Source organism: Nocardia sp. NPDC051030, from assembly GCF_040683015.1.
Classification (GTDB): Bacteria; Actinomycetota; Actinomycetes; order Mycobacteriales; family Mycobacteriaceae; genus Nocardia.
The window spans coordinates 149,955-169,130 of sequence record NZ_JBFBCD010000009.1 but is presented as its reverse complement, the minus strand read 5'-3'; the positions used below and the strand labels follow the sequence as shown (position 1 = coordinate 169,130).

The window sequence follows — 19,176 nt, the reverse complement described above, 5'->3', positions numbered from 1 at the left end:
CGACCCCCGGTGTGGCGGTTTACTTTTCGATGTTCTCGAAGTCGAAGAGACCGGACCAGGCGATCTCCGCCTTCTTCACCTTGTCCGAGCGCCCGCCCGCGACGTTGTAGTCGAAGATCGGGATATCGGCCATGTCCTTGAACAGCAGCGTCTGCGCCTGGGCGAGAATGTCGTAGGCGGCTTCAGGGGTGGCGGCGGCCTGCGCCTTGGTCAGCAGCTTGTCGAACTCCGGGTTGGAGTACTGCGTGTTGTTGGTGCCGGATCCGGTGAGGTACAGCGCGGTGAGGAACTCGAACATGGACGGGTAGTCGCCCTGCCAGCCGTAGCGGAACGCCTTGCCGATGGTCTTGTTGGTGATCTCGTCACGAATGTTCTTGAACGTCGGGTACGGCGTACCGACGGCGTCGACGCCGAGGGTGTTCTTCACACTGTTGGCCACCGCTTCGATCCAAGCCTGATGCCCGCCGTCGGCGTTGTAGGCGATCTGGTAGGTGCCCGACCACGGGGAGATCGCATTGGCCTGTGCCCAAAGCTTTTTCGCCTCGTCCGGGTTGAACTTCAGCACTTCGGAGCCGGGTAGTCCGCCCCGGAAGCCGGGCAGCGTGAACGCGGTGAAGTCCTGGCAGGGCACGCGGGTGCCGTGGAAGATGTTCTCCGCGATCTGTTCCCGGTTGATCGCCATCGAGATCGCCTTGCGGCGCAGTACGCCCTCTTCACCGGAGAAGTGCGCGACGGTCGGCTGGATGCCGATGTGCTGGCTGTAGGCGATGGGCTTGGTGATGGCGCGGTCGCCGAGATCGGCCTTGTAGGTGGACAGCGCGCTGTCCGGAATGATGTCCAGGGCATCGAGATTGCCCGCCTGGAGATCGGCGTAGGCCGTCTCGTAGGACTGGTACATCACGAACCGCAGGCCCTTGTTCTTGGGCGCGCGGCCACCCTTGTAGTCCGGGTTGGGCGTCAGGTCGATCTGGACATTGTGCTGCCAGTCCACGAACTTGTAGGGGCCGTTGCCGATCGGGTGTTGGCCGAATCCCTTGGTGTCCTTGAAGAACGCGTCCGGCATCGGGTAGAACGGCGCGAAGCCGAGTTCCAGCTCGAAGTCGATGGACGGCTCTTTCAGATCGACGGTGAAGCTCTTGTCGTCGATCACCTTCAGGCCCGACATCGTCTGTGCCTTGGGCGTATCGGCCGATACGTCGTCATATCCGGCGATCTGGGAGAAGGCCCAGTTCTGTAGCTGCCCATTGGTGCCGAGCGCGCCGTAGTTCCAGGCGTCGACGAACGACTTCGAGGTCACCGTGCTGCCGTCGGTGAATTTCCAGTCCTTGAGGGTGATCTTGTAGTGCTGCCGATCGGTCGTCTCGATCGACTGCGCGACCTCATTGGTGGCCTTGCCATTGACGTCGTAGTACTTCAGGCCCGCCCACAGACGGTCGACGACGCGGCCGCCCATATTCTCGTTGACATCGGTGGGCACCAACGGTTTCTGCGGTTCACCGCCGTTCACCGTGACAACGTCGGTGTTGTCGCCGCCGCTGTCGGATGAGCAGCCCGTCAGGGCGAACCCAGTCGCCATCAGGGCCGCCGCGGCCAGCGCGGTTACTGTCTTGACTCTCAACGCATATCTCCCAGTTCAAGGAAGGGCGAGGCGGAGACGACGCACGCTGAGGTCCACCAGCGCCATCGAATATCCGCCTTGTGTGAATCGGACAGTAGCTACCCGCAGCGCCGTTGTCAGCGGATCGATCGGGGATTGTTCGCCTTGTTAGCAATGTGGCAACACCCCCGACTCAATTCGGGGGCCCGAGGTGACTCATTGCACAGTTGGATGGGCACCCTCGTTCACGATTCGGTCATTACGTGAAACGGATCATGACTCGGCGAGTGGGACCGATCGACACACCGGACACGACGCAGGTCACAGTCCGTTAGTGTCGAACGTGGCCGCGGTCACCCCCCTGGCCGGTTCCACCTGCGATGCGGGTAAGCGAGAGAAGAAGAGAAGAGAGATGACCGACACCACCGCCGATCACCTGGATGCGTATCCACCGAGCGCTGAGTTCGCGGCCGCCGCCAACGGCGACGCGTCTCTCTACGAACGGGCCGCCGCTGATCGGGACGCGTTCTGGGCCGAGCAGGCCGGGCGACTGCACTGGCATGAGCCGTTCACCCGGGTTCTGGATTGGGATGACGCGCCCTTCGCGCGCTGGTTCGTGGACGGCAAGCTGAACGTCGCCTACAACTGCGTCGACCGCCACGTGCTGGACGGCCGCGGCGAGCAGGTCGCCATCCACTGGGAGGGCGAGCCCGGCGATTCCCGCGCCATCACCTATGCCGAACTGCTGGCCGAGGTGTCGCGCGCCGCCAACTACCTCACCGAACTCGGCCTGGTGGCCGGTGATCGCGTCGCCATCTACATGCCGATGGTCCCCGAGGCCATCGTGTCCATGCTGGCCTGCGCGCGCCTGGGCCTCACCCATTCGGTGGTCTTCGCGGGCTTCTCCCCCAGCGCCCTGCGCCAGCGCGTCGACGACGCCGCGGCCCGCCTGGTCATCACCACCGACGGTCAGTGGCGGCGCGGTAAGGCCGCCCCGCTCAAGGAGGCCGTCGACGAAGCCCTTGCGGCGGACGGTGATTCGACCGTCGAGCACGTACTCGTGGTGCGGCGCACCGGAATCGAGACCCCGTGGACCGAGGGTCGCGACCTGTGGTGGGACGAGACCGTCGCGAATGCGTCGCCCGAGCACGAGGCACAGGCCTTCGATGCCGAGCACCCGCTGTTCATCCTCTACACCTCCGGCACCACCGGAAAGCCCAAGGGCATCCTGCACACCTCGGGCGGCTACCTCACCCAGACCGCCTACACCCACCACTACGTGTTCGACCACAAGCCGGGCAAGGACGTGTACTGGTGCACCGCCGATATCGGCTGGGTGACCGGGCACAGCTACATCGTGTACGGCCCGCTGGCCAATGGCGCGACCGAGGTGGTCTACGAGGGCACCCCGAACTTCCCCGATGAGCACCGGCACTGGCAGATCATCGAAAAGTACGGTGTGAGCATCTATTACACCGCGCCGACGCTGGTGCGCACCTTCATGAAGTGGGGTCGCGAGATTCCCGAGGCGCACGATCTGTCGAGCCTGCGGCTGCTCGGTTCGGTCGGTGAGCCGATCAATCCGGAGGCGTGGCGCTGGTACCGCGATGTCATCGGCGGCAATCGCACCCCGATCGTGGACACCTGGTGGCAGACCGAGACCGGCTCGATCATGATCTCCCCGCTGCCCGGCGTCACCGCCGCCAAGCCGGGTGCGGCCATGACCGCACTGCCCGGCATCTCGGCCACGGTCGTGGACGAGGAGGGCAATCCGGTCGAGCTCGGCGAGACCGAGGCCAATGGCTACCTGGTCCTGGATCAGCCGTGGCCGTCCATGCTGCGCGGCATCTGGGGCGACAACGAGCGCTACAAGGAGACCTACTGGGCCCGCTACGCCGACAAGGGCTGGTACTTCGCCGGTGACGGCGCGAAGCTCGACAAGGACGGGGACCTGTGGGTGCTCGGCCGCGTCGATGACGTCATGAATGTCTCCGGGCACCGCATCTCGACCGCCGAGGTGGAATCCGCGCTGGTCGGGCATTCCGGTGTCGCCGAGGCCGCGGTGGTCGGCGCGAGCGATGAGACCACCGGTCAGGGCATTGTCGCGTTCGTCATTCTGACCGCCGAGGCCAAGGACACCGGCGACGAGCTGGTGAGCGAGCTCAAGGCCGAGGTCTCCCGCGAGATCAGCCCTATCGCCCGCCCGCGCGAGATCTACGTGGTTCCCGAATTGCCCAAGACTCGCTCGGGCAAGATCATGCGCCGCCTGCTGCGCGATGTGGCCGAGGGCCGCGAGCTGGGCGACACCTCAACCCTGGTGGATCCCAACGTTTTCGAGGCGATTCGCGCCGGTAAGGCGTAAGCCGAAGCGCCACAACGGCACCGGAGGCCCCCGCGACCGAGTCGCGGGGGCCTCTCGCATGTCTTGCCTGTTCACCAAGCATGCTTGGCCACGGGCGGAGGCGTGGCTGACGGAACCAACCGTTAGAATTGCGTAAGGTGTGCCGGGAAGTCTGGTCGGCGTGCGGTATATGCCCCGCCTTTCCCGGTGTGGTGTCTGCCGCTGGTTTCGTCGAACGTCCCGGCTGAAAGGTGCACCGTGATCGCCCAGGTCCGATCCGAGCTCGCTCGCTATCTGCGGACCGAAACATTCGGTGGCGCACTCCTTCTCATCGCCGCGGCCGGTGCCCTCATCTGGGTCAACTCGCCGTGGGGCGCGAGCTACACCACGATGATCGACACCAAGCTGGCCATTCCCGCGCTGCATCTGGATCTGACCCTGGCCGATTGGACCAAGGACGGTCTGCTCGCGATCTTCTTCTTCGTCGCCGGGCTGGAGCTCAAACGCGAGCTGGTGGTCGGCGAGCTCGCGGACCGCAAACGCGCCGCGCTCCCCATCGTGGCCGCGTTCGGCGGCGTGCTGATGCCCGCGCTCATCGCACTCGGCGTCGGCTGGGGCGTGGACGGCATGGATCGCGGCTGGGCCATTCCGGTCGCCACCGATATCGCGTTCGCGCTGGCCGTGCTGGCCATGACCGGATCGCGCATCCCCGCGAGCGCGCGGGTGTTCCTGCTGAGCCTGGCCGTGGTGGACGATCTGATCGCCATCATCCTGATCGCCGTGCTGTTCACCACCACGGTGAAGATGGTCTGGCTCCTGGTCGCGGCGCTGTGCTTCGCGCTGTGGTCGCTCGGGCAGTGGAAGCGGCTGGGCAGTCCCTTCCTCTATATCCCCCTCGCACTGGTGGCCTGGTACGCACTGCATGAGGCGGGCATCCATCCGACTTTGGCGGGCGTGATCCTCGGGTTGCTCACCCGGGTCCGGCCCGATCCGGAGGAGGACGAGCATTGCGTCCCGGCGGCCAAGCTGGAGCATTTCTTCCAGCCCATCTCCGCTGCCGTGTGTGTGCCGCTGTTCGCGCTGTTCGCCTCGGGGGTGACGCTGGACGGGAAGGTGTTCTCGCAGCTGTTCACCAACCGGATGGCGCTGGCGATCGTGCTGGGTCTGCTGGTCGGCAAGACGGTCGGCATCTTCGGATTCGGTTGGCTCGCGGTGCGGCTCGGGATCGCCCAGAAACCGGACGATCTCGGTTACCGGGACATGTTCGCCCTGTCGGTACTGGGCGCGATCGGCTTCACCGTTAGCCTCTTGGTGGCAGAACTCGCACTCGCGGACGTCGGCGACGGCTCCGCGGTCGAACTCGCGAAAGCAGCGGTGTTACTGACGTCATTGGCGGCTTCACTGGCCGGTTCGGCGCTACTGTTGCGTCGTGGACGTGCCCATCAAGCGCGCCGTGACGAGCGGGCACTGCAAATATCAGAGTGACTTCACCGGCAGTCCCGGGGACATGGAAGGGTCGAGCAATTGAGCTTCACACAGGGCGGTAACGGGCAGGACGGGCGCCGTACCCGCACCATCACCTCGATTCCGTTGTCCGATGTCGACACCCATGAGTCGGCGAGCATCGGCAGCCTGGTGCGTGACGCGACCGAGCAGATGTCGACATTGGTACGGGCCGAAGTGGCGCTCGCCAAGGCCGAGGTCACCGGCGAGGTCAAGAAGGGCCTGCAGGGCAGCGTCTTCTTCATCGCCGCGCTGACCGTGCTGCTGTTCAGCTCCTTCTTCTTTTTCTTCTTCCTGGCTGAACTGCTGGACGTGTGGGTGTACCGCTGGCTGGCGTTCCTCATCGTGTTCCTGCTGATGATCGTGGCGACGGCCGCGCTGGCGTTCTTCGGCTATCTGAAGGTGCGCAGGCTGCGCGCGCCCGAGAAGACGATCGAGTCGCTGAAGGAGGCGAAGACCCTGCTGCCCAGTGGGTTCAGTGCGTCCAGTGACCAGTCTTCTGACGCCACGCCCGAACTCGGCAAGCCTCGCGCGTAGACCTTCGATTACGCTTCCTCGGCGTGTCGTCGATTTCGCCCCCGGATCCGTCCGCAGTCCGCTACGACGGACCGTGGGCCCATCGGGATGTGCATGCCAACGGCATTCGCTTCCATGTGGTCGAGGCCGTGCCCAGCGGTGTGTCCGGGCAGGCCTTCGCGGATCCGGACACCCCACTGGTGGTGCTGCTGCACGGTTTCGGCGACTTCTGGTGGTCGTGGCGGCATCAGCTCACCGGACTCGCCGAACGCGGCTTCCGGACGGTGGCGGTGGACCTGCGCGGCTACGGCGACAGCGACAAACCGCCGCGCGGCTATGACGGCTGGACCCTGGCCGGTGATATCGCGGGCCTGATCCGCGCGCTCGGCCACACCGAGGCCACGCTGGTCGGCCATGCCGAGGGCGGTCTGGTGTGCTGGGCCACCGCGGTATTGCATCCGCGGGTGGTCCGCTCCATCGCGCTGGTCAGCTCACCGCATCCGGTGGCGCTCAAGCGCAGCATGTTCCGGGATCGGCGGCAGCGCTCGGCCTGGCTGCCGAACTTCCTGCGCTGTCAGGTGCCGCGCTATCCCGAGCGTGTGCTCACCGAGGATGGCGGCGCGGAGATCGAGCGGCTGCTGCGGCAGCGGGCGGGCGAACACTGGTCCGCCACGCCGGAATTCGCGGACACCGTGGCGCGCATGCGCACCGCCGTACAGATTCCCGGTACGGCGCACTGTGCGCTGGAGTATCAGCGCTGGGCCTTCCGTAGTCAGTGGCGGCCCGACGGCGCGCGATTCATGTCGACCATGCGGGAGCCGGTGCGGATCCCGGTGCTGTCCATGTACGGCGACCGGGATCGATACATTCTGGCGAGCACCATCCGCCGCGGACCGGAGCTCGCGCCGAACCGCCGGATCGTGCCGATCCCCGATGCCGGGCACTACGGGCACCAGGAGAACCCGGACATGGTGACCGCGGAGATCGCCAAGCTGCTCGACTGAGTCGCCACGCTGCTCGACAGAGTCACCGAACTGCTCATCCGAGTACCCGGGCTCCCGGGCCGAATTGTGGTTCGCGGCCGTAGATCCGGCCGCGAACCACTCAGCTCAGGCTCCAGCTCAACTGAGGACGCAGCTCCCGGTCCCGACCGGTTGAGTCGCCGCCGAGGCCGCGTTCACCTCCGGCCGCACCTCTTCGAGGGTCAGCACATACCCGGTGTCTTCATCGGTGACGGCCGCGCCGAACACCACGCCGAGGATCTCGCCGTCGGTGTCCACCAGCGGCCCGCCGGAGTTACCGGCGCGCACCGAACCGCGAATCGTGTACACCTCGCGCTGCACATTATTGTCGCGATAGATATTGGGGCCCTTGAGGTCCAGCGTCTCGCGCACACGCGCCGCGCTCGCCGTGTAGCGCCCGCCGCCCGGGTAGCCGAGCACAATGGCGCTCTCACCCGAGGTGGCGGCATTGGGGGCCAAGGGAATCGGCTGCTCGGACAGTCCGGGCACCGCGAGAATCGCGACGTCCTTGGACGGATCGAACAGCACCACGGTGGCGGTCAGCGGCCCGCGCGCGGAATCCACACTCACGCTGGTGGTGCCCGCGACCACGTGCGCATTGGTCATGATGCGCTCGGGCGCGACCACGAAGCCCGAACCCTCCAGCTGCCGTTGGCAACTCGGCGCGATGCCCTTGATCCGCAGCACCTTCGATTGCAGCGACTGCGCGACCGGCAGTTGCAGCACTCCGCCGTCCGGCGGTTCGACGGCCGCGATCGGGACCCGCCCGAACGGCCCGATCACATCCGGCAGCCCGGAGGTATTGAGCAGGTTGGAGAATTCATTGGGGATGCGCCGCAGCCAGTCCGGCGCGACATGGTCCACATTGATCAGGACCTGGGAGTTCTTGACCGCGGCCGCGATTCCCGGCTGCGAGGAGTTGGTCAGCGGCAGCGCCAGCAGCCAGGCGGTGGCCAGCACCGCGACCGCCTGTAGACCCGCGCCGACCACGCTGTCCACGCTGCGGGTGAACGGATCGCGCATACCGCTGCGCGCGGCCCGCCCGAGCACCATGCCCGCGACCTCACCCACGATCACCAGGACCACGATGAGCAGCACGCCGACGATCACCCGGCTGCGCCCCTCGCTCAGGTGCACGAGGATGTGCGGTGCGATCAGAATGCCCGCGACCGCGCCCAGCACCACGCCCAGGAAGGCCAGTGCCGACGCCACCGCGCCTTGGCGCCATCCGGAGGTGGCGGCCAGCAGCGCGAGAATCACGATTCCGAGGTCGAGCCAGCCCGAACTGCTCATAACGTCATCCCTACCGCGGCCAATGATGCCTGCAGATCACGCACGTCGTGATGATCCCATTCGTTTTCCCATCCGGAGACCGCGAGCAGCCCGGCGAGCACGCCCGCGGTGAAACCCCACACCAGCATGCCGTCCACGGCGAACGCCGGTCCCATATAGCCGAGCGGGTGCCGCACCACGAACCGGTTGGCCGGATCGATGAGTTCGGCGATCGGGACCCGCGCCACCCGGGACGCCTCGGTCTCACTCACCACGCCGACCTCGCCCGGCGTCCGCCAGTAGGCGACGATGGGCGTCACATCGAATCGCGAGGGCGGCACGAAGATCTTGGGCAGCACCGCGATCGGCTCCACCGAGGCGGGATCCAGCCCGGTCTCCTCCTGCGCCTCGCGCAGCGCGGTGCCGATCGGGAAGTCGTCGCCGGGCTCCACGCCGCCGCCCGGGAAGGCGACCTGACCGCTGTGCGTGCGCAGGGTCGCGGCCCGCTGGGTCAGCAGTACGTCCGCGTCGTCGGGCAGTCCGCCCTGCGCCCGCGGATCGGATTCCGGCGAACCACCGAAAAGCACCAGCACCGAGGCCTGCCGGGGCCGCGAGACCGTGGCGGCGAAGCTCTTCATGGCGCTGCGCCGCAGCACCGGATTCACGCCGGTCGGATCCGCCGGATCGTGCTCGGCCACCCCGCGTAGCCACTCCGGAAGCCGATTCCCGGATCCATTGGCCTCGAGTCTCATGCCCACACTCCCGCTTCGCTGCCGATCACGGCGCGCACCAACACTTTCGCCACGGTGCCGTCGGAATTCCGCAGCGCCACAAGGGGCGGCGGAACGACCGGATTCTCGAAACCGGGCAGCTGAATTCCGGGACCATCGCCGACCCGAATCCGCACGGCCGATGGCCGCCGCGAATCCACAGCGGTTGTCCCGCCGGAGTTCTCCGAACTCACGCCTTCACCCCCAATTCGGCGGCGACGGTATCGGAGATGTCCTCGACGCTGTGGAATGCGCGCACCACAACCTTGGCCACGGTCCCGTCGGCGCGCAGCAGCACCGAGATGGGGAGCACGGCGGGCGCGCCGACAGCCTTGCGTACCTTGATGTTCGGATCCTCCACGCCGGGCAGGTGAATACCCAGGCCGGTCAGCCGGGACAGGCCCTTGGCGGTGCTCGGATCACTGTGCACGGTGAGCACGGTGATCGCGGTCCCGGCCTGTTCGGAATAGCGTTGCAGCAGCGGCAGTTCCTCCGCGCACGGGCCACACCAGTAGGCCCACAGATTGATGAGCGCGGGCTTTCCGGCGAGCGCGGCCGTCAGATCGACGGGACGGCCGTCGGACAGGCAGTTCAGCGTGATGCCGCGCAGCGGGCTGTCGGCCACCGGCGCACCCGACGGGTTCGGGCAGTCGGCGAGTGCCGCCGCGGCGCGATCCGCGGCGGACACCGCGGATTCGGCGGGCGTCGCCGGGCCACCCCCGGCCTGCTCCTCGTCCTTGTCCCGCAGCGTCGACACCAGCGCGACGGCCAGCGCCACCACGACGATCAGCGCCACCAGCGCCCACCGCCACACGTTGCTGTTCGAAGACTTCGGTGTCTTCGAATCGGTAAGGGTCACAGCCCCACCAGCTCGAGCAGATGCTCGGTCTCGGGGCCCTTGATCAGCTTGGCGGCGGTGACCGGATCGGTCGGCCCGGTCCCGAAGGACGGGCAGTCCTTGGCCAGCACGCATGCGCCGCAGGCGGGCTTGCGGGCATGGCAGACGCGGCGGCCGTGGAAGATCACGCGGTGCGAGAGCATGGTCCAGTCCTTGCGCTCGATGAGCGCGCCGACAATGTGCTCGACCTTCACCGGATCCTCTTCGGCGGTCCACCCCCAGCGGCGCACCAAACGCCCGAAATGGGTATCCACGGTGATGCCGGGGACGCCGAAGGCATTGCCGAGCACCACATTGGCGGTCTTGCGCCCGATGCCCGGCAGCGTGACCAGGTCGTCCAGGGTGCTGGGCAGTTCGCCGTCGAAGCGTTCGACCAGGGCTTGGCCGAGTCCGATCAGCGAGCTGGCCTTGTTGCGGTAGAAGCCGGTCGGCCGGATGTACTCCTCCAGCTCGGCCCGATTGGCTTGCGCGTAATCCTGAGCGCTGCGGTACTTGATGAAAAGCGCGGGTGTGGTCAGGTTCACACGCACATCGGTGCATTGCGCGGAAAGGATTGTGGCCACGGCCAATTCGAGCGGCGTGGTGAAGTCCAGTTCACAGTGCGCGTCGGGGAAGGCAAGGGCCAGCGTCCGATTCATCCGCCGAGCCCTCCGGACCAGGCCGGTCGGGGTCTCCTTGGCACGCGACTTCGCCTTGGTGATGGGTGCCGCTTTACCCGAGGTGGACGGCGCTTCGGCCCCATTCGCGGCCGCGCTGGATTCAGAGACACGCACCCGTCCACCTTACGGAACCAACCAGCCACGACAACCGGGCTGAGCAACCGCCGTGTTCCATCTGAGACCTTCGCCGTGTTTACTCCTCCCTATGCAAGGACTCGCTGTGGTGCTGTTTCCGATAGCGCTGATGCTGTTCGCATTGGTGATGGAACGGGTCGAGAATCGGCTTCGTAAGCTCCTCGAACCCGACCCGGAGGTCCAGCAGTACCTCGACCGAGCCACCAATGCGGAGGTCAGTGACCTCACCAAACTGGGCCTGCCGGCAGCGGCGGCCCGCCCGCGCCGGGCTCGCCGGGCAAACCTGGATGTCGCACAGGCGAGCTGAGCTCGCCCCCCTCTTTCCCGGCGTCAGCCGGGATCCAGCACACCGAGATGCGTCCCGATCCGACTTCGGGACGGCCGCTCCGGTTCCCCGAATGCCTCGCGGCGTGTCGTGCAGCCTAAGATTCCCGTGTCGCGCTGCTCACCCTGAATGAGCGCGTCTGCGTGTCGCCTAATTCAGCTCCGCGTGTCGGAGAATGAGCATGCTGCGTGGTGTCTATCACTACCCGGCGGTATTGCAAAGTAGACTGCACTGTCGGCCGGACTCGCTCCGGTGCAGGACAGAGCCATTTCCCATAAGGAGCACATTCGTGGACGAGGCCCTCGCCAGAGCAGGCATCTTCCAAGGCGTCGAGCCCACCGCGGTGGCGGCTCTCGCCAAACAACTTCAGCCCGTGGACTTTCCGCGCGGGCACGTGATCTTCAACGAGGGTGAGCCCGGCGATCGGCTGTTCATCATCACCTCGGGCAAGGTGAAGATCGGCCGGCGTTCCCCGGACGGTCGCGAGAACCTGCTGACGATCATGGGCCCGTCGGACATGTTCGGTGAGCTGTCGATCTTCGATCCGGGTCCGCGTACCTCGACGGCCACCACCGTCACCGAGGTTCGCGCGGTCACCATGGATCGAGACGCCCTCAAGGCGTGGATCGATCAGCGCCCGGAGATCGCCGAACAGCTGCTGCGGGTGCTCGCCCGTCGTCTGCGCCGCACCAACAACAACCTGGCCGACCTGATCTTCACGGACGTGCCCGGTCGAGTTGCGAAGGCGCTGCTGCAGCTGGCCCAGCGTTTCGGCACCCAGGAAGCGGGCGCGCTGCGCGTGACCCACGACCTGACCCAGGAGGAGATCGCCCAACTGGTCGGCGCCTCCCGCGAAACCGTGAACAAGGCCCTGGCCGACTTCGCGCACCGCGGCTGGCTGCGACTGGAGGGCAAGAGCGTCTTGATCTCCGACTCGGAGCGCTTGGCTCGACGCGCTCGCTAGTTTCGGGCACACACAGCCCACGCGAGCACGGCCGAGGCGAAGTACCGCCGGGCAACACAAACGAATCGAGGCCAGGTCGTCACGGGGTGTGACGACCTGGCCTCGACGTGTTTTCGCTAACCGTGTGAACGCAGGTACGCCAGCTGCGCCTTCACCGAACTGTGGGCCGCGGGCCACAGCCGCTTGTCCACATCCGCGTAGACGACGGCGACGATCTGCAGGGCCTTGGCATTGGGTCCGAGCTCGGCCAGGGCGGCGCGCACCTGATTCAGGCGCTCCTGGCGATGCGAGAGGTAGAACCGCAGCACCGGTTCGGCATCCGGGTGATCGGGTCCGTGCGCGGGCAGCAGCACCCTGCCCACACCGACCTCGATGAGCCGGTCCAGCGAGCCGAGATAGTCGGCCAGGGCCTCATCGCGGGATTCCAGCACGGTGGTGCCGCTGCCGAGGACGGTGTCGCCGGTGAGTAGCAGCCGCTCGCCGTCCGGCCCGTCCACCAGGAAGCTCAGCGAGTCGGTGGTGTGCCCGGGGGTGGCGACCACGGTGATCCGCAGTCCGGCCGCCTCGATGACCTCACCGTCGCCGAGCGGAGTGTCGGAGTCGCGCAGGAATTCGCGGCTCGCGGCGCGGACCGGTGTCCCGGTCTCCTTCACGAGGCGGTCGATGCCGCCGGTGTGATCGGCGTGGTGGTGTGTGATCAGCGTGAGGGCGATGTTCCCGCCGGTCTCGCGGACGGTCGCCGCGGTGTGTTTCTTGTCCTTGGGGCCCGGGTCCACGACCACCCAGTCCGGACTGCCTGGTGCGCGCAGCAACCAGGTGTTGGTGCCCTCCAGCGTCATTCCGCTGGGGTTGTCGGCCAGTACGACAGCAGCCGACGGGGTCACCTGTCGCAACTGCTCGTACGCGGGGTGAGTGAGGGTCATGCTCTTGTCCTAACGCAGGGAGCGCGGTGAGCCAATGGTTCGGCTCACCGCGCTTCTACTGTGCGCCAAGCGCTTTCGCGCTATTTATTCGGGTCGGCGCTAGCGAACTTCGGCGATGAGCTCGACCTCGACGGGGCTGTTCTTCGGCAGCTCCGACACGCCCACGGCGGAACGCGCGTGCACGCCGGCGTCGCCCAACACCTCACCGAGGAAGTTGGACGCGCCATTGATCACGACCGGCTGATCGTTGAATCCCGGTGCGGAGGCGACGAATCCGACGACCTTCACGATCCGCACCACATTGTCGAGTCCGACCAGGGCGTGCACGGCGGCGAGCGCATTGAGCGCGCACAGCTGGGCGGCCTCGGCGGCCTGCTCGGTGGAAACCTCCGCGCCGACCTTGCCGGTGACGCTGAGCTGGCCGTTCACGAACGGCAGCTGGCCGGAGGTGTAGACGAGATTGCCGGTCCGAACGGCCGGGATGTACGACGCGACGGGCGCGGCGACAGCGGGCAATTCGAGGCCGAGCTTCTCCAGGTTTTCCGCCCAGGCGGTCACGGCGGCCATCAGTTCTTGGGTCGCTTCAGGTAGGCGACATGCTGCTCGCCGGTCGGCCCGGGCAGCACGGTGACGAGCTCCCAACCATCGGAACCCCACTGGTCCAAGATCGCCTTGGTGGCGTGGGTCAGCAGCGGCACTGTCGCGTATTCCCACACGGTCACATCACTCATGCGGTGAGCGTACCGCCCGTCAATAGTCAGCCCTCGAGAGTGGTGTATCAGACAGTTGCGTTCCCTTGTGGGCAGGAACCAGGAACGAGTTATAGGCTCGCGAGCGTGGGAGTACCGATAGCAGTGCCCGTTTCGGTTGAGCCGGGGGTCGAGGCAGGTTGGCCGGAGCGGGCGGACAAGGCCCGCTTGCATTACGTGTCCGGGAAGGGGGGTACCGGTAAGTCGACGGTCGCGGCGGCGCTCGCACTGGCGCTCGCGGCGGGGGGCCGTCGCGTGCTGCTGGTCGAGGTCGAGGGCAGACAGTCCATTGCCCAGCTGTTCGATCTGCCGCCCTTGCCGCCCACCGAGACTCGCATCGCCACCGCGGAGGGCGGCGGCGAGGTGTTGGCCCTGGCCCTGGATGTCGAGCATGCCTTCCTGGAATACCTGGACATGTTCTACAACCTCGGTTTCGCCGGTCGCGCCATGCGCCGGGTGGGGGCGATCGAGTTCGTCACCACCATCGCGCCGGGTCTGCGCGACGTCATCCTCACCGGCAAGATCAAGGAATGCGCGGTGCGCGTCGACAAGTCGGGCAAACCGGCCTACGACGAGATCGTCATCGACGCCCCGCCGACCGGACGGATCGCCAGCTTCCTGGACGTCACCCAGGCCATGGCGGAAATCGCGGGCGGCGGCCCGATCGCCTCGCAGGCCGTCGGCGTCTCCAAGCTGCTGCACTCGCCGCAGACCATGATCCATCTGGTGACCCTGCTCGAGGCGCTGCCGGTGCAGGAAACCGCCGACGCCATCGGCGAACTCACCGCCAATGAGCTGAATATCGGCACGGTCATCGTGAACCGCGCGAGCGAGGGGTTCCTGCCGCGGACCGTGCGGGAACGCGCGGCCCAGGGCGAGCTCGATATCGACGCGCTGCGCACCGGACTCACCGAGGCCGGAATCACGCTGTCCGAGGCCGACTTCCAGGGCCTGGTCGCCGAGGCCCTCGAGCATTCCGCCCGGCTGGCCGCACAGGACGAGAGCGCCGCCGATCTGGCGCAGGTCGACATCTCACGGCTGTACCTGCCCTCGCTGGCCGACGGCATGGATCTGGGCGGGCTCTACGAGCTGGCCGAACATTTGAGCGCGCAGGGGGTTCGCTAGTCATGGTCGTTCCGGCAAGCACCATCCCCCTGGACATTTCGAAGATCATCGCCGACCCGTCCGCGCGCATCGTGGTGTGCTGCGGTTCCGGCGGCGTCGGCAAGACCACCACGGCCGCCGCCATCGCCCTGCGTGCCGCCGAGGCGGGCCGCAAGGTCGTGGTGCTCACCATCGACCCGGCGCGGCGTCTGGCGCAGTCTCTGGGCGTCTCGGACCTCGGAAACACCCCGCAGAGGGTGGAACTCGGCCCCGAGGCCAAGGGCGAGCTGTTCGCCATGATGCTGAACATGCGGCGCACCTTCGACGAGATGGTGCTCGAGCACACCAGTCCGGAGAAGGCGGAGCAGATCTTCGCCAATCCGATCTATCAGACCGTCGCGTCCTCCTTCGGTGGCACCCAGGAGTACATGGCGATGGAGAAGCTGGGCCAGCTGGCCGGCAAGCGCGAGTGGGACCTGATCGTGGTCGACACCCCGCCGTCCCGCAATGCCCTGGACTTCCTGGACGCGCCCAAGCGGCTCGGCAACTTCCTCAACGGCAAGATGATTCGCGTGATCATGGCGCCGGGCCGGGGTGTCGGCAAGTTCGTGGCCGGTGCCATGAGCCTGGCGCTGCGCGGGGTGTCCACCATCGTGGGCGGGCAGCTGCTCAAGGACGCCTCGGTGTTCCTGCAGTCCCTGGAGTCCATGTTCGGCGGCTTCCAGGATCGCGCCGACCGCACCTACGCCATGCTGTCGCGGCCGGGCACCCACTTCGTGGTGGTGGCCGCGGCCGAGCCGGACGCGTTGCGCGAGGCGTCGTTCTTCGTGGATCGGCTCTCGACGGACAAGATGCCGCTGGCCGGTCTGGTGCTCAATCGCACGCATCCCGTGCTGAGTTCGCTCTCGGCCGAGCAGGCTCAGGTCGCGGCGGACCGTCTAGCCCCCGAGACAGCGGTCAATGGCGAGTCGGAGTCACCCGCCGCACTCGCAGCAGCCGTGCTGCGAATTCACGCGCACCGCGCGGTGACCGCGAAGCGCGAACAACATCTGCTGCACCGGTTCACGGGTGCGCATCCGAGCGTCCCGATCGCGGCCGTCACGGCGCTGCCGTTCGAGGTGGCCGATGTGCAGGCGCTGCGCGCGGTGGCCGATCAGCTGACCGCGGCCGGAACCTCGAAGTCCGCGTGACCGAATCGCGCTGTGGCCGTGCGAGGTCCGGGATCAGGCCCCAGAAATTTTTCGGAGGTTCGGGGGCTCTTCCCCGATTCATTCCGAAAGGAACTATCCGGTCTGCCTGAGATGCCCGATCTTTGCCTGGAAACGGACCGAGCCCGCCAAAGCGGGCTCGGTCCGTTCTGCTTATGGGGATACTGGATTACATCGCTACTTTCTGTGAACGCTGGACCCGGAAGAAATCGGACCAGGACGTCACCTCCGGATGCTGCTTCAACAGCGCACGGCGCTGCCGCTCGGTCATGCCGCCCCACACACCGAACTCGACCCGGTTGTCCAGGGCATCAGCCCCGCACTCCATCAGGACCGGGCAGTGCCGACAGATGGTCGCCGCCTTGCGTTGCGCTGCGCCACGCACGAACAGCTGGTCGGGATCCACTTCCTTGCATCGGGCCTGGGAAACCCAGGCGATTCGCGCTTCGGCCTGCTCTACGTCCAGTCGAGCGATCGGGGTAGTCATATGCATTTGGTGTGCCCCTTTGCAGTCCGAACACCGGGTCACGGCGCTCCAGAATCGCGTGTACAGCGCGCAGATACCCAACCCCACTGCGAACTGCACCACATTCCACTTTGAGTGTTAGCTCTATCACACTGGGTTCTCAATCTAGGTAATGGTGTGCGGCCTGCGCAAGACCGTGCCGAGATTTTCTGGTACGTCCGTCCACGCATTCGTTACCTGAAACCGGGCAGTCGGGACGTTTGCGGCAGGGGGAGTCGGACAAACGGACACCCCGACACAGGGACACCCACTGTCCGCAAGGCCAATTAGGCTAGGGCTCGTGCCGATCACACGAACGCTCTGGAGACTCGCCGGCAGCTGCGTCCTGGCAGCCGTGCTGCTCGCCGGATTGCTGTTCCCCCTCGCCGGTGGGTTCGGCTTCATCTCCAACCGAGCCGCCGACGCCGTCGACAATGTCTCCGCCGAACTGGTCGAGGGTGCGGTCCCCGCCGTCTCGACCATGGTGGACGTGAACGGCACGCCGTTCGCCTGGCTGTACGAGCAGCGCCGGTTCGAGGTGCCCAGCGACAAGATCTCCAATGACATGAAGCTCGCGCTGGTGTCCGTCGAGGACCGCCGCTTCGCCGAACACGGAGGCGTGGACTGGCAGGGCACCTTCCGTGCCTTCCTGACCAACACCTCCGGCGGTGAAGTGCAGCAGGGTGGTTCCACCATCGACCAGCAGTACGTGAAGAACTATCTGCTGCTCGTGGTGGCCAAGACCGACGCCGAACGCCGCGCCGCCATCGAGACCACGCCCGCCCGCAAGATCCGTGAGATCCGGATGGCGCTGACCCTCGACAAGCAGCTCACCAAGGACGAGATCCTCACCCGGTACCTGAACCTGGTGCCGTTCGGTAACTCCTCCTACGGCATTCAGGACGCCGCGCAGACCTACTTCGGCATCGACGCCAAGGATCTGAGCATCACGCAGTCGGCCATGCTGGCCGGCATGGTGCAGTCCAGCTCCAAGCTGAACCCGTACACCAATCCGGCGGGCGTGCTCGAGCGCCGGAACACGGTGCTCGACACCCTGATCCAGAACATCCCCAGCCGCGCCGACGAATTCCGCAAGGCCAAGACCGAACCGCTGGGCGTGCTGACCGAGCCCAAGGGCCTGCCGCGCGGCTGCATCGCCGCCAATGACCGCGGGTTCTTCTGCGATTACGCCATGCAGTACCTGGCCAATGCCGGGATCAGCCGCGATCAGATCGACAAGGGCGGCTACCTGATTCGCACCACCCTGGACCCGGCCGTCCAGGATTCGACCCGGGCCTCGCTGGCGGCGAACTCGGACCCGAATCTGGAAGACATCGCCCAGGTCATGAACATCATTGGCCCGGGCCAGGATTCGCATCCGGTCATGGCCATGGCATCCAGCCGGGCGTACGGGCTCGACGGCGGGGCGCATCAAACCGTGCAGCCGCAACCGTTCTCGCTGGTCGGTGATGGTGCGGGCTCGATTTTCAAGATCTTCACCACGGCCGCGGCCATGGAGAAGGGGCTGGGGATCAATGCTCAGCTGGATGTGCCCGCGACCTTTGCCGCCAAGGGCATGGGTAACTCCGGCACGCCCGGTTGTCCGGCCGAGACCTACTGCGTGAAGAACGCGGGCAACTATCGCTCGCCCATGTCGGTCACCGACGCACTTGCGCAATCGCCGAACACGGCCTTCGTCAAGCTGATTCAGGCCGTGGGCGTATCACCGACCGTGGATATGGCGGTCCGGCTGGGCATGCGCTCCTACGCCAACCCCGGTACCTCGGGACACGGCAATCAGAGCCTGGCCGACATGGTGAAGGACCAGAACCTGGGCTCGTTCACCCTGGGGCCCGTCGGCGTGAACGCGCTCGAGCTGTCGAATGTGGCCGCCACCATCGCCTCCGGCGGCAAGTGGTGCCCGCCCACCCCGATCCGCGAGGTGGTGGACCGCAGCGGTAAGACGGTGCCGCTGACCCAGCAGGCGTGCGAGCAGGTGGTGGAGCCGGGCCTGGCCAATACCCTCGCCAATGCGCTCAGCAAGGACGATGTGAGCGGTACCGCCGCGGCGGCCGCGCAATCCGTGGGCTGGAACGTGCCGCTCTCGGCCAAGACCGGAACCACCGAAACCCACCGGTCCTCGGCCTTCCTGGCCTTCACCAACAACCTCGCGGGTGCCGCCTACATCTACGGCGACAGCCCGACGCCCGGCGAGATCTGCTCGTTCCCGCTGCGCAATTGCGGCAGCGGCAACCTGTACGGCGGTAATGAACCGGCCCGGACCTGGCTGGGCGCGATGAAGAACGTGCTCGGCAATTTCCCGCCCACCAATCTGCCGCCGCTGGACGACAAATACGTGCGCGGATCGAACAATTCGCAGATCCCGGATGTCGTCGGCCAGACGCAGGCGGAGGCCACGGGGAATCTCGTCGCCGCCGGCTTCCAGGTGTCGGTGGCCTCGGCGCCGGGCGACAAGAAGGGCACGGTGCTGAGCATGTCGCCGGACGGCTCGGCCATTCCGGGGTCGGTGATCACGATATATGTGAGCGACGGCACACAGCGGCCCGCCCCCGCGGCGGCACCCGCGCCGTCGATCCCGGGATTGCCCGGGATCACGCTGCCGACACTGCCCGGGTTACCGATACCCATTCCCATTCCGCGATAAGGCGGTTGGCTGGATGACCG

At 66.6% G+C, this 19,176-nt stretch carries 19 protein-coding genes; 9 read left to right on the top strand and 10 right to left on the bottom strand.

Features of this window, described 5'->3' with window-relative positions; all coding sequences use genetic code 11:
* Positions 1 to 19: 19 nt before the first annotated feature.
* Positions 20 to 1,576, bottom strand: a complete 1,557-nt coding sequence (locus AB0N05_RS28685; protein WP_364700084.1) for an ABC transporter substrate-binding protein — start codon at positions 1,574 to 1,576, stop codon at positions 20 to 22.
* Positions 1,577 to 2,009: 433 nt separating this feature from the next.
* On the opposite strand from AB0N05_RS28685, the gene acs reads away from it, so the two are divergent.
* From acs to AB0N05_RS28665, 4 genes are all read left to right on the top strand, one after another.
* Positions 2,010 to 3,959, top strand: coding sequence for an acetate--CoA ligase (gene acs / locus AB0N05_RS28680; protein ID WP_364700082.1), 1,950 nt, complete (start codon positions 2,010 to 2,012; stop codon positions 3,957 to 3,959).
* 237 nt (positions 3,960 to 4,196) lie between these two features.
* Positions 4,197 to 5,423 (top strand): Na+/H+ antiporter NhaA, encoded by a 1,227-nt coding sequence (nhaA, locus tag AB0N05_RS28675; RefSeq protein ID WP_364699418.1) that lies wholly within the window; start codon positions 4,197 to 4,199, stop codon positions 5,421 to 5,423.
* A gap of 39 nt (positions 5,424 to 5,462) precedes the next feature.
* Positions 5,463 to 5,978: a phage holin family protein gene (locus AB0N05_RS28670; RefSeq protein WP_364699416.1), complete on the top strand. Its 516-nt coding sequence runs from the start codon at positions 5,463 to 5,465 to the stop codon at positions 5,976 to 5,978.
* Positions 5,979 to 6,010: 32 nt separating this feature from the next.
* A complete protein-coding gene (locus AB0N05_RS28665) occupies positions 6,011 to 6,961 on the top strand; it encodes an alpha/beta hydrolase (RefSeq protein WP_364700080.1) in 951 nt (316 codons plus the stop codon).
* Positions 6,962 to 7,078: 117 nt separating this feature from the next.
* Here the strand turns inward: AB0N05_RS28665 and AB0N05_RS28660 are convergent, their stop codons facing one another.
* The 5 genes from AB0N05_RS28660 to nth are packed head-to-tail and all read right to left on the bottom strand — an operon-like array spanning position 7,079 to position 10,557.
* Entirely contained in the window at positions 7,079 to 8,272 is a 1,194-nt protein-coding gene (locus AB0N05_RS28660) for a MarP family serine protease (protein ID WP_364699414.1), read from the bottom strand.
* Positions 8,269 to 9,003, bottom strand: coding sequence for a CoA pyrophosphatase (locus AB0N05_RS28655; RefSeq protein ID WP_364699412.1), 735 nt, complete (start codon positions 9,001 to 9,003; stop codon positions 8,269 to 8,271). Before AB0N05_RS28655 ends, AB0N05_RS28660 begins: the two co-directional genes overlap by 4 nt.
* Entirely contained in the window at positions 9,000 to 9,215 is a 216-nt protein-coding gene (locus AB0N05_RS28650; RefSeq protein WP_364699410.1) for a hypothetical protein, read from the bottom strand. Before AB0N05_RS28650 ends, AB0N05_RS28655 begins: the two co-directional genes overlap by 4 nt.
* Positions 9,212 to 9,880 (bottom strand): TlpA disulfide reductase family protein, encoded by a 669-nt coding sequence (locus AB0N05_RS28645; protein ID WP_364699408.1) that lies wholly within the window; start codon positions 9,878 to 9,880, stop codon positions 9,212 to 9,214. Before AB0N05_RS28645 ends, AB0N05_RS28650 begins: the two co-directional genes overlap by 4 nt.
* Positions 9,877 to 10,557 carry an endonuclease III gene (nth, locus tag AB0N05_RS28640; protein WP_364700078.1) on the bottom strand — a complete coding sequence of 227 codons (681 nt, stop codon included), beginning with the start codon at positions 10,555 to 10,557 and terminating at the stop codon, positions 9,877 to 9,879. The genes AB0N05_RS28645 and nth overlap by 4 nt, the downstream gene beginning before the upstream one ends.
* Before the next feature lie 241 nt (positions 10,558 to 10,798).
* On the opposite strand from nth, the gene AB0N05_RS28635 reads away from it, so the two are divergent.
* Together AB0N05_RS28635 and AB0N05_RS28630 are read left to right on the top strand one after the other, a co-directional pair.
* On the top strand, positions 10,799 to 11,020 hold the full coding sequence (locus AB0N05_RS28635; protein ID WP_364700076.1) for a hypothetical protein: 222 nt from the start codon (positions 10,799 to 10,801) through the stop codon (positions 11,018 to 11,020).
* Positions 11,021 to 11,327: 307 nt separating this feature from the next.
* Positions 11,328 to 12,002, top strand: coding sequence for a Crp/Fnr family transcriptional regulator (locus AB0N05_RS28630; protein WP_028478129.1), 675 nt, complete (start codon positions 11,328 to 11,330; stop codon positions 12,000 to 12,002).
* Positions 12,003 to 12,118: 116 nt separating this feature from the next.
* Here the strand turns inward: AB0N05_RS28630 and AB0N05_RS28625 are convergent, their stop codons facing one another.
* The 3 genes from AB0N05_RS28625 to AB0N05_RS28615 form a co-directional block, all read right to left on the bottom strand.
* Entirely contained in the window at positions 12,119 to 12,925 is an 807-nt protein-coding gene (locus tag AB0N05_RS28625; protein WP_364699406.1) for an MBL fold metallo-hydrolase, read from the bottom strand.
* Positions 12,926 to 13,024: 99 nt separating this feature from the next.
* Positions 13,025 to 13,492: a RidA family protein gene (locus AB0N05_RS28620; protein WP_364699404.1), complete on the bottom strand. Its 468-nt coding sequence runs from the start codon at positions 13,490 to 13,492 to the stop codon at positions 13,025 to 13,027.
* A complete protein-coding gene (locus AB0N05_RS28615; RefSeq protein ID WP_157574349.1) occupies positions 13,492 to 13,656 on the bottom strand; it encodes a DUF4177 domain-containing protein in 165 nt (54 codons plus the stop codon). Before AB0N05_RS28615 ends, AB0N05_RS28620 begins: the two co-directional genes overlap by 1 nt.
* Positions 13,657 to 13,779: 123 nt before the next feature.
* Here AB0N05_RS28615 and AB0N05_RS28610 point away from each other — a divergent pair, with 123 nt between their 5' ends.
* Together AB0N05_RS28610 and AB0N05_RS28605 are read left to right on the top strand one after the other, a co-directional pair.
* On the top strand, positions 13,780 to 14,799 hold the full coding sequence (locus tag AB0N05_RS28610) for an ArsA-related P-loop ATPase (RefSeq protein ID WP_364699401.1): 1,020 nt from the start codon (positions 13,780 to 13,782) through the stop codon (positions 14,797 to 14,799).
* A gap of 2 nt (positions 14,800 to 14,801) precedes the next feature.
* The gene (locus tag AB0N05_RS28605; RefSeq protein ID WP_364699399.1) at positions 14,802 to 15,968 is read left to right on the top strand and encodes an ArsA family ATPase; all 1,167 of its coding nucleotides are present in this window, start codon (positions 14,802 to 14,804) and stop codon (positions 15,966 to 15,968) included.
* Between the two features lie 187 nt (positions 15,969 to 16,155).
* On the opposite strand, the gene AB0N05_RS28600 is transcribed toward AB0N05_RS28605, so the two are convergent.
* A complete protein-coding gene (locus AB0N05_RS28600; RefSeq protein ID WP_067700987.1) occupies positions 16,156 to 16,479 on the bottom strand; it encodes a WhiB family transcriptional regulator in 324 nt (107 codons plus the stop codon).
* 313 nt (positions 16,480 to 16,792) lie between these two features.
* Between AB0N05_RS28600 and AB0N05_RS28595 the strand changes: the two genes are divergently transcribed.
* A complete protein-coding gene (locus AB0N05_RS28595) occupies positions 16,793 to 19,156 on the top strand; it encodes a penicillin-binding protein (RefSeq protein ID WP_364699396.1) in 2,364 nt (787 codons plus the stop codon).
* Positions 19,157 to 19,176 lie beyond the last annotated feature (20 nt).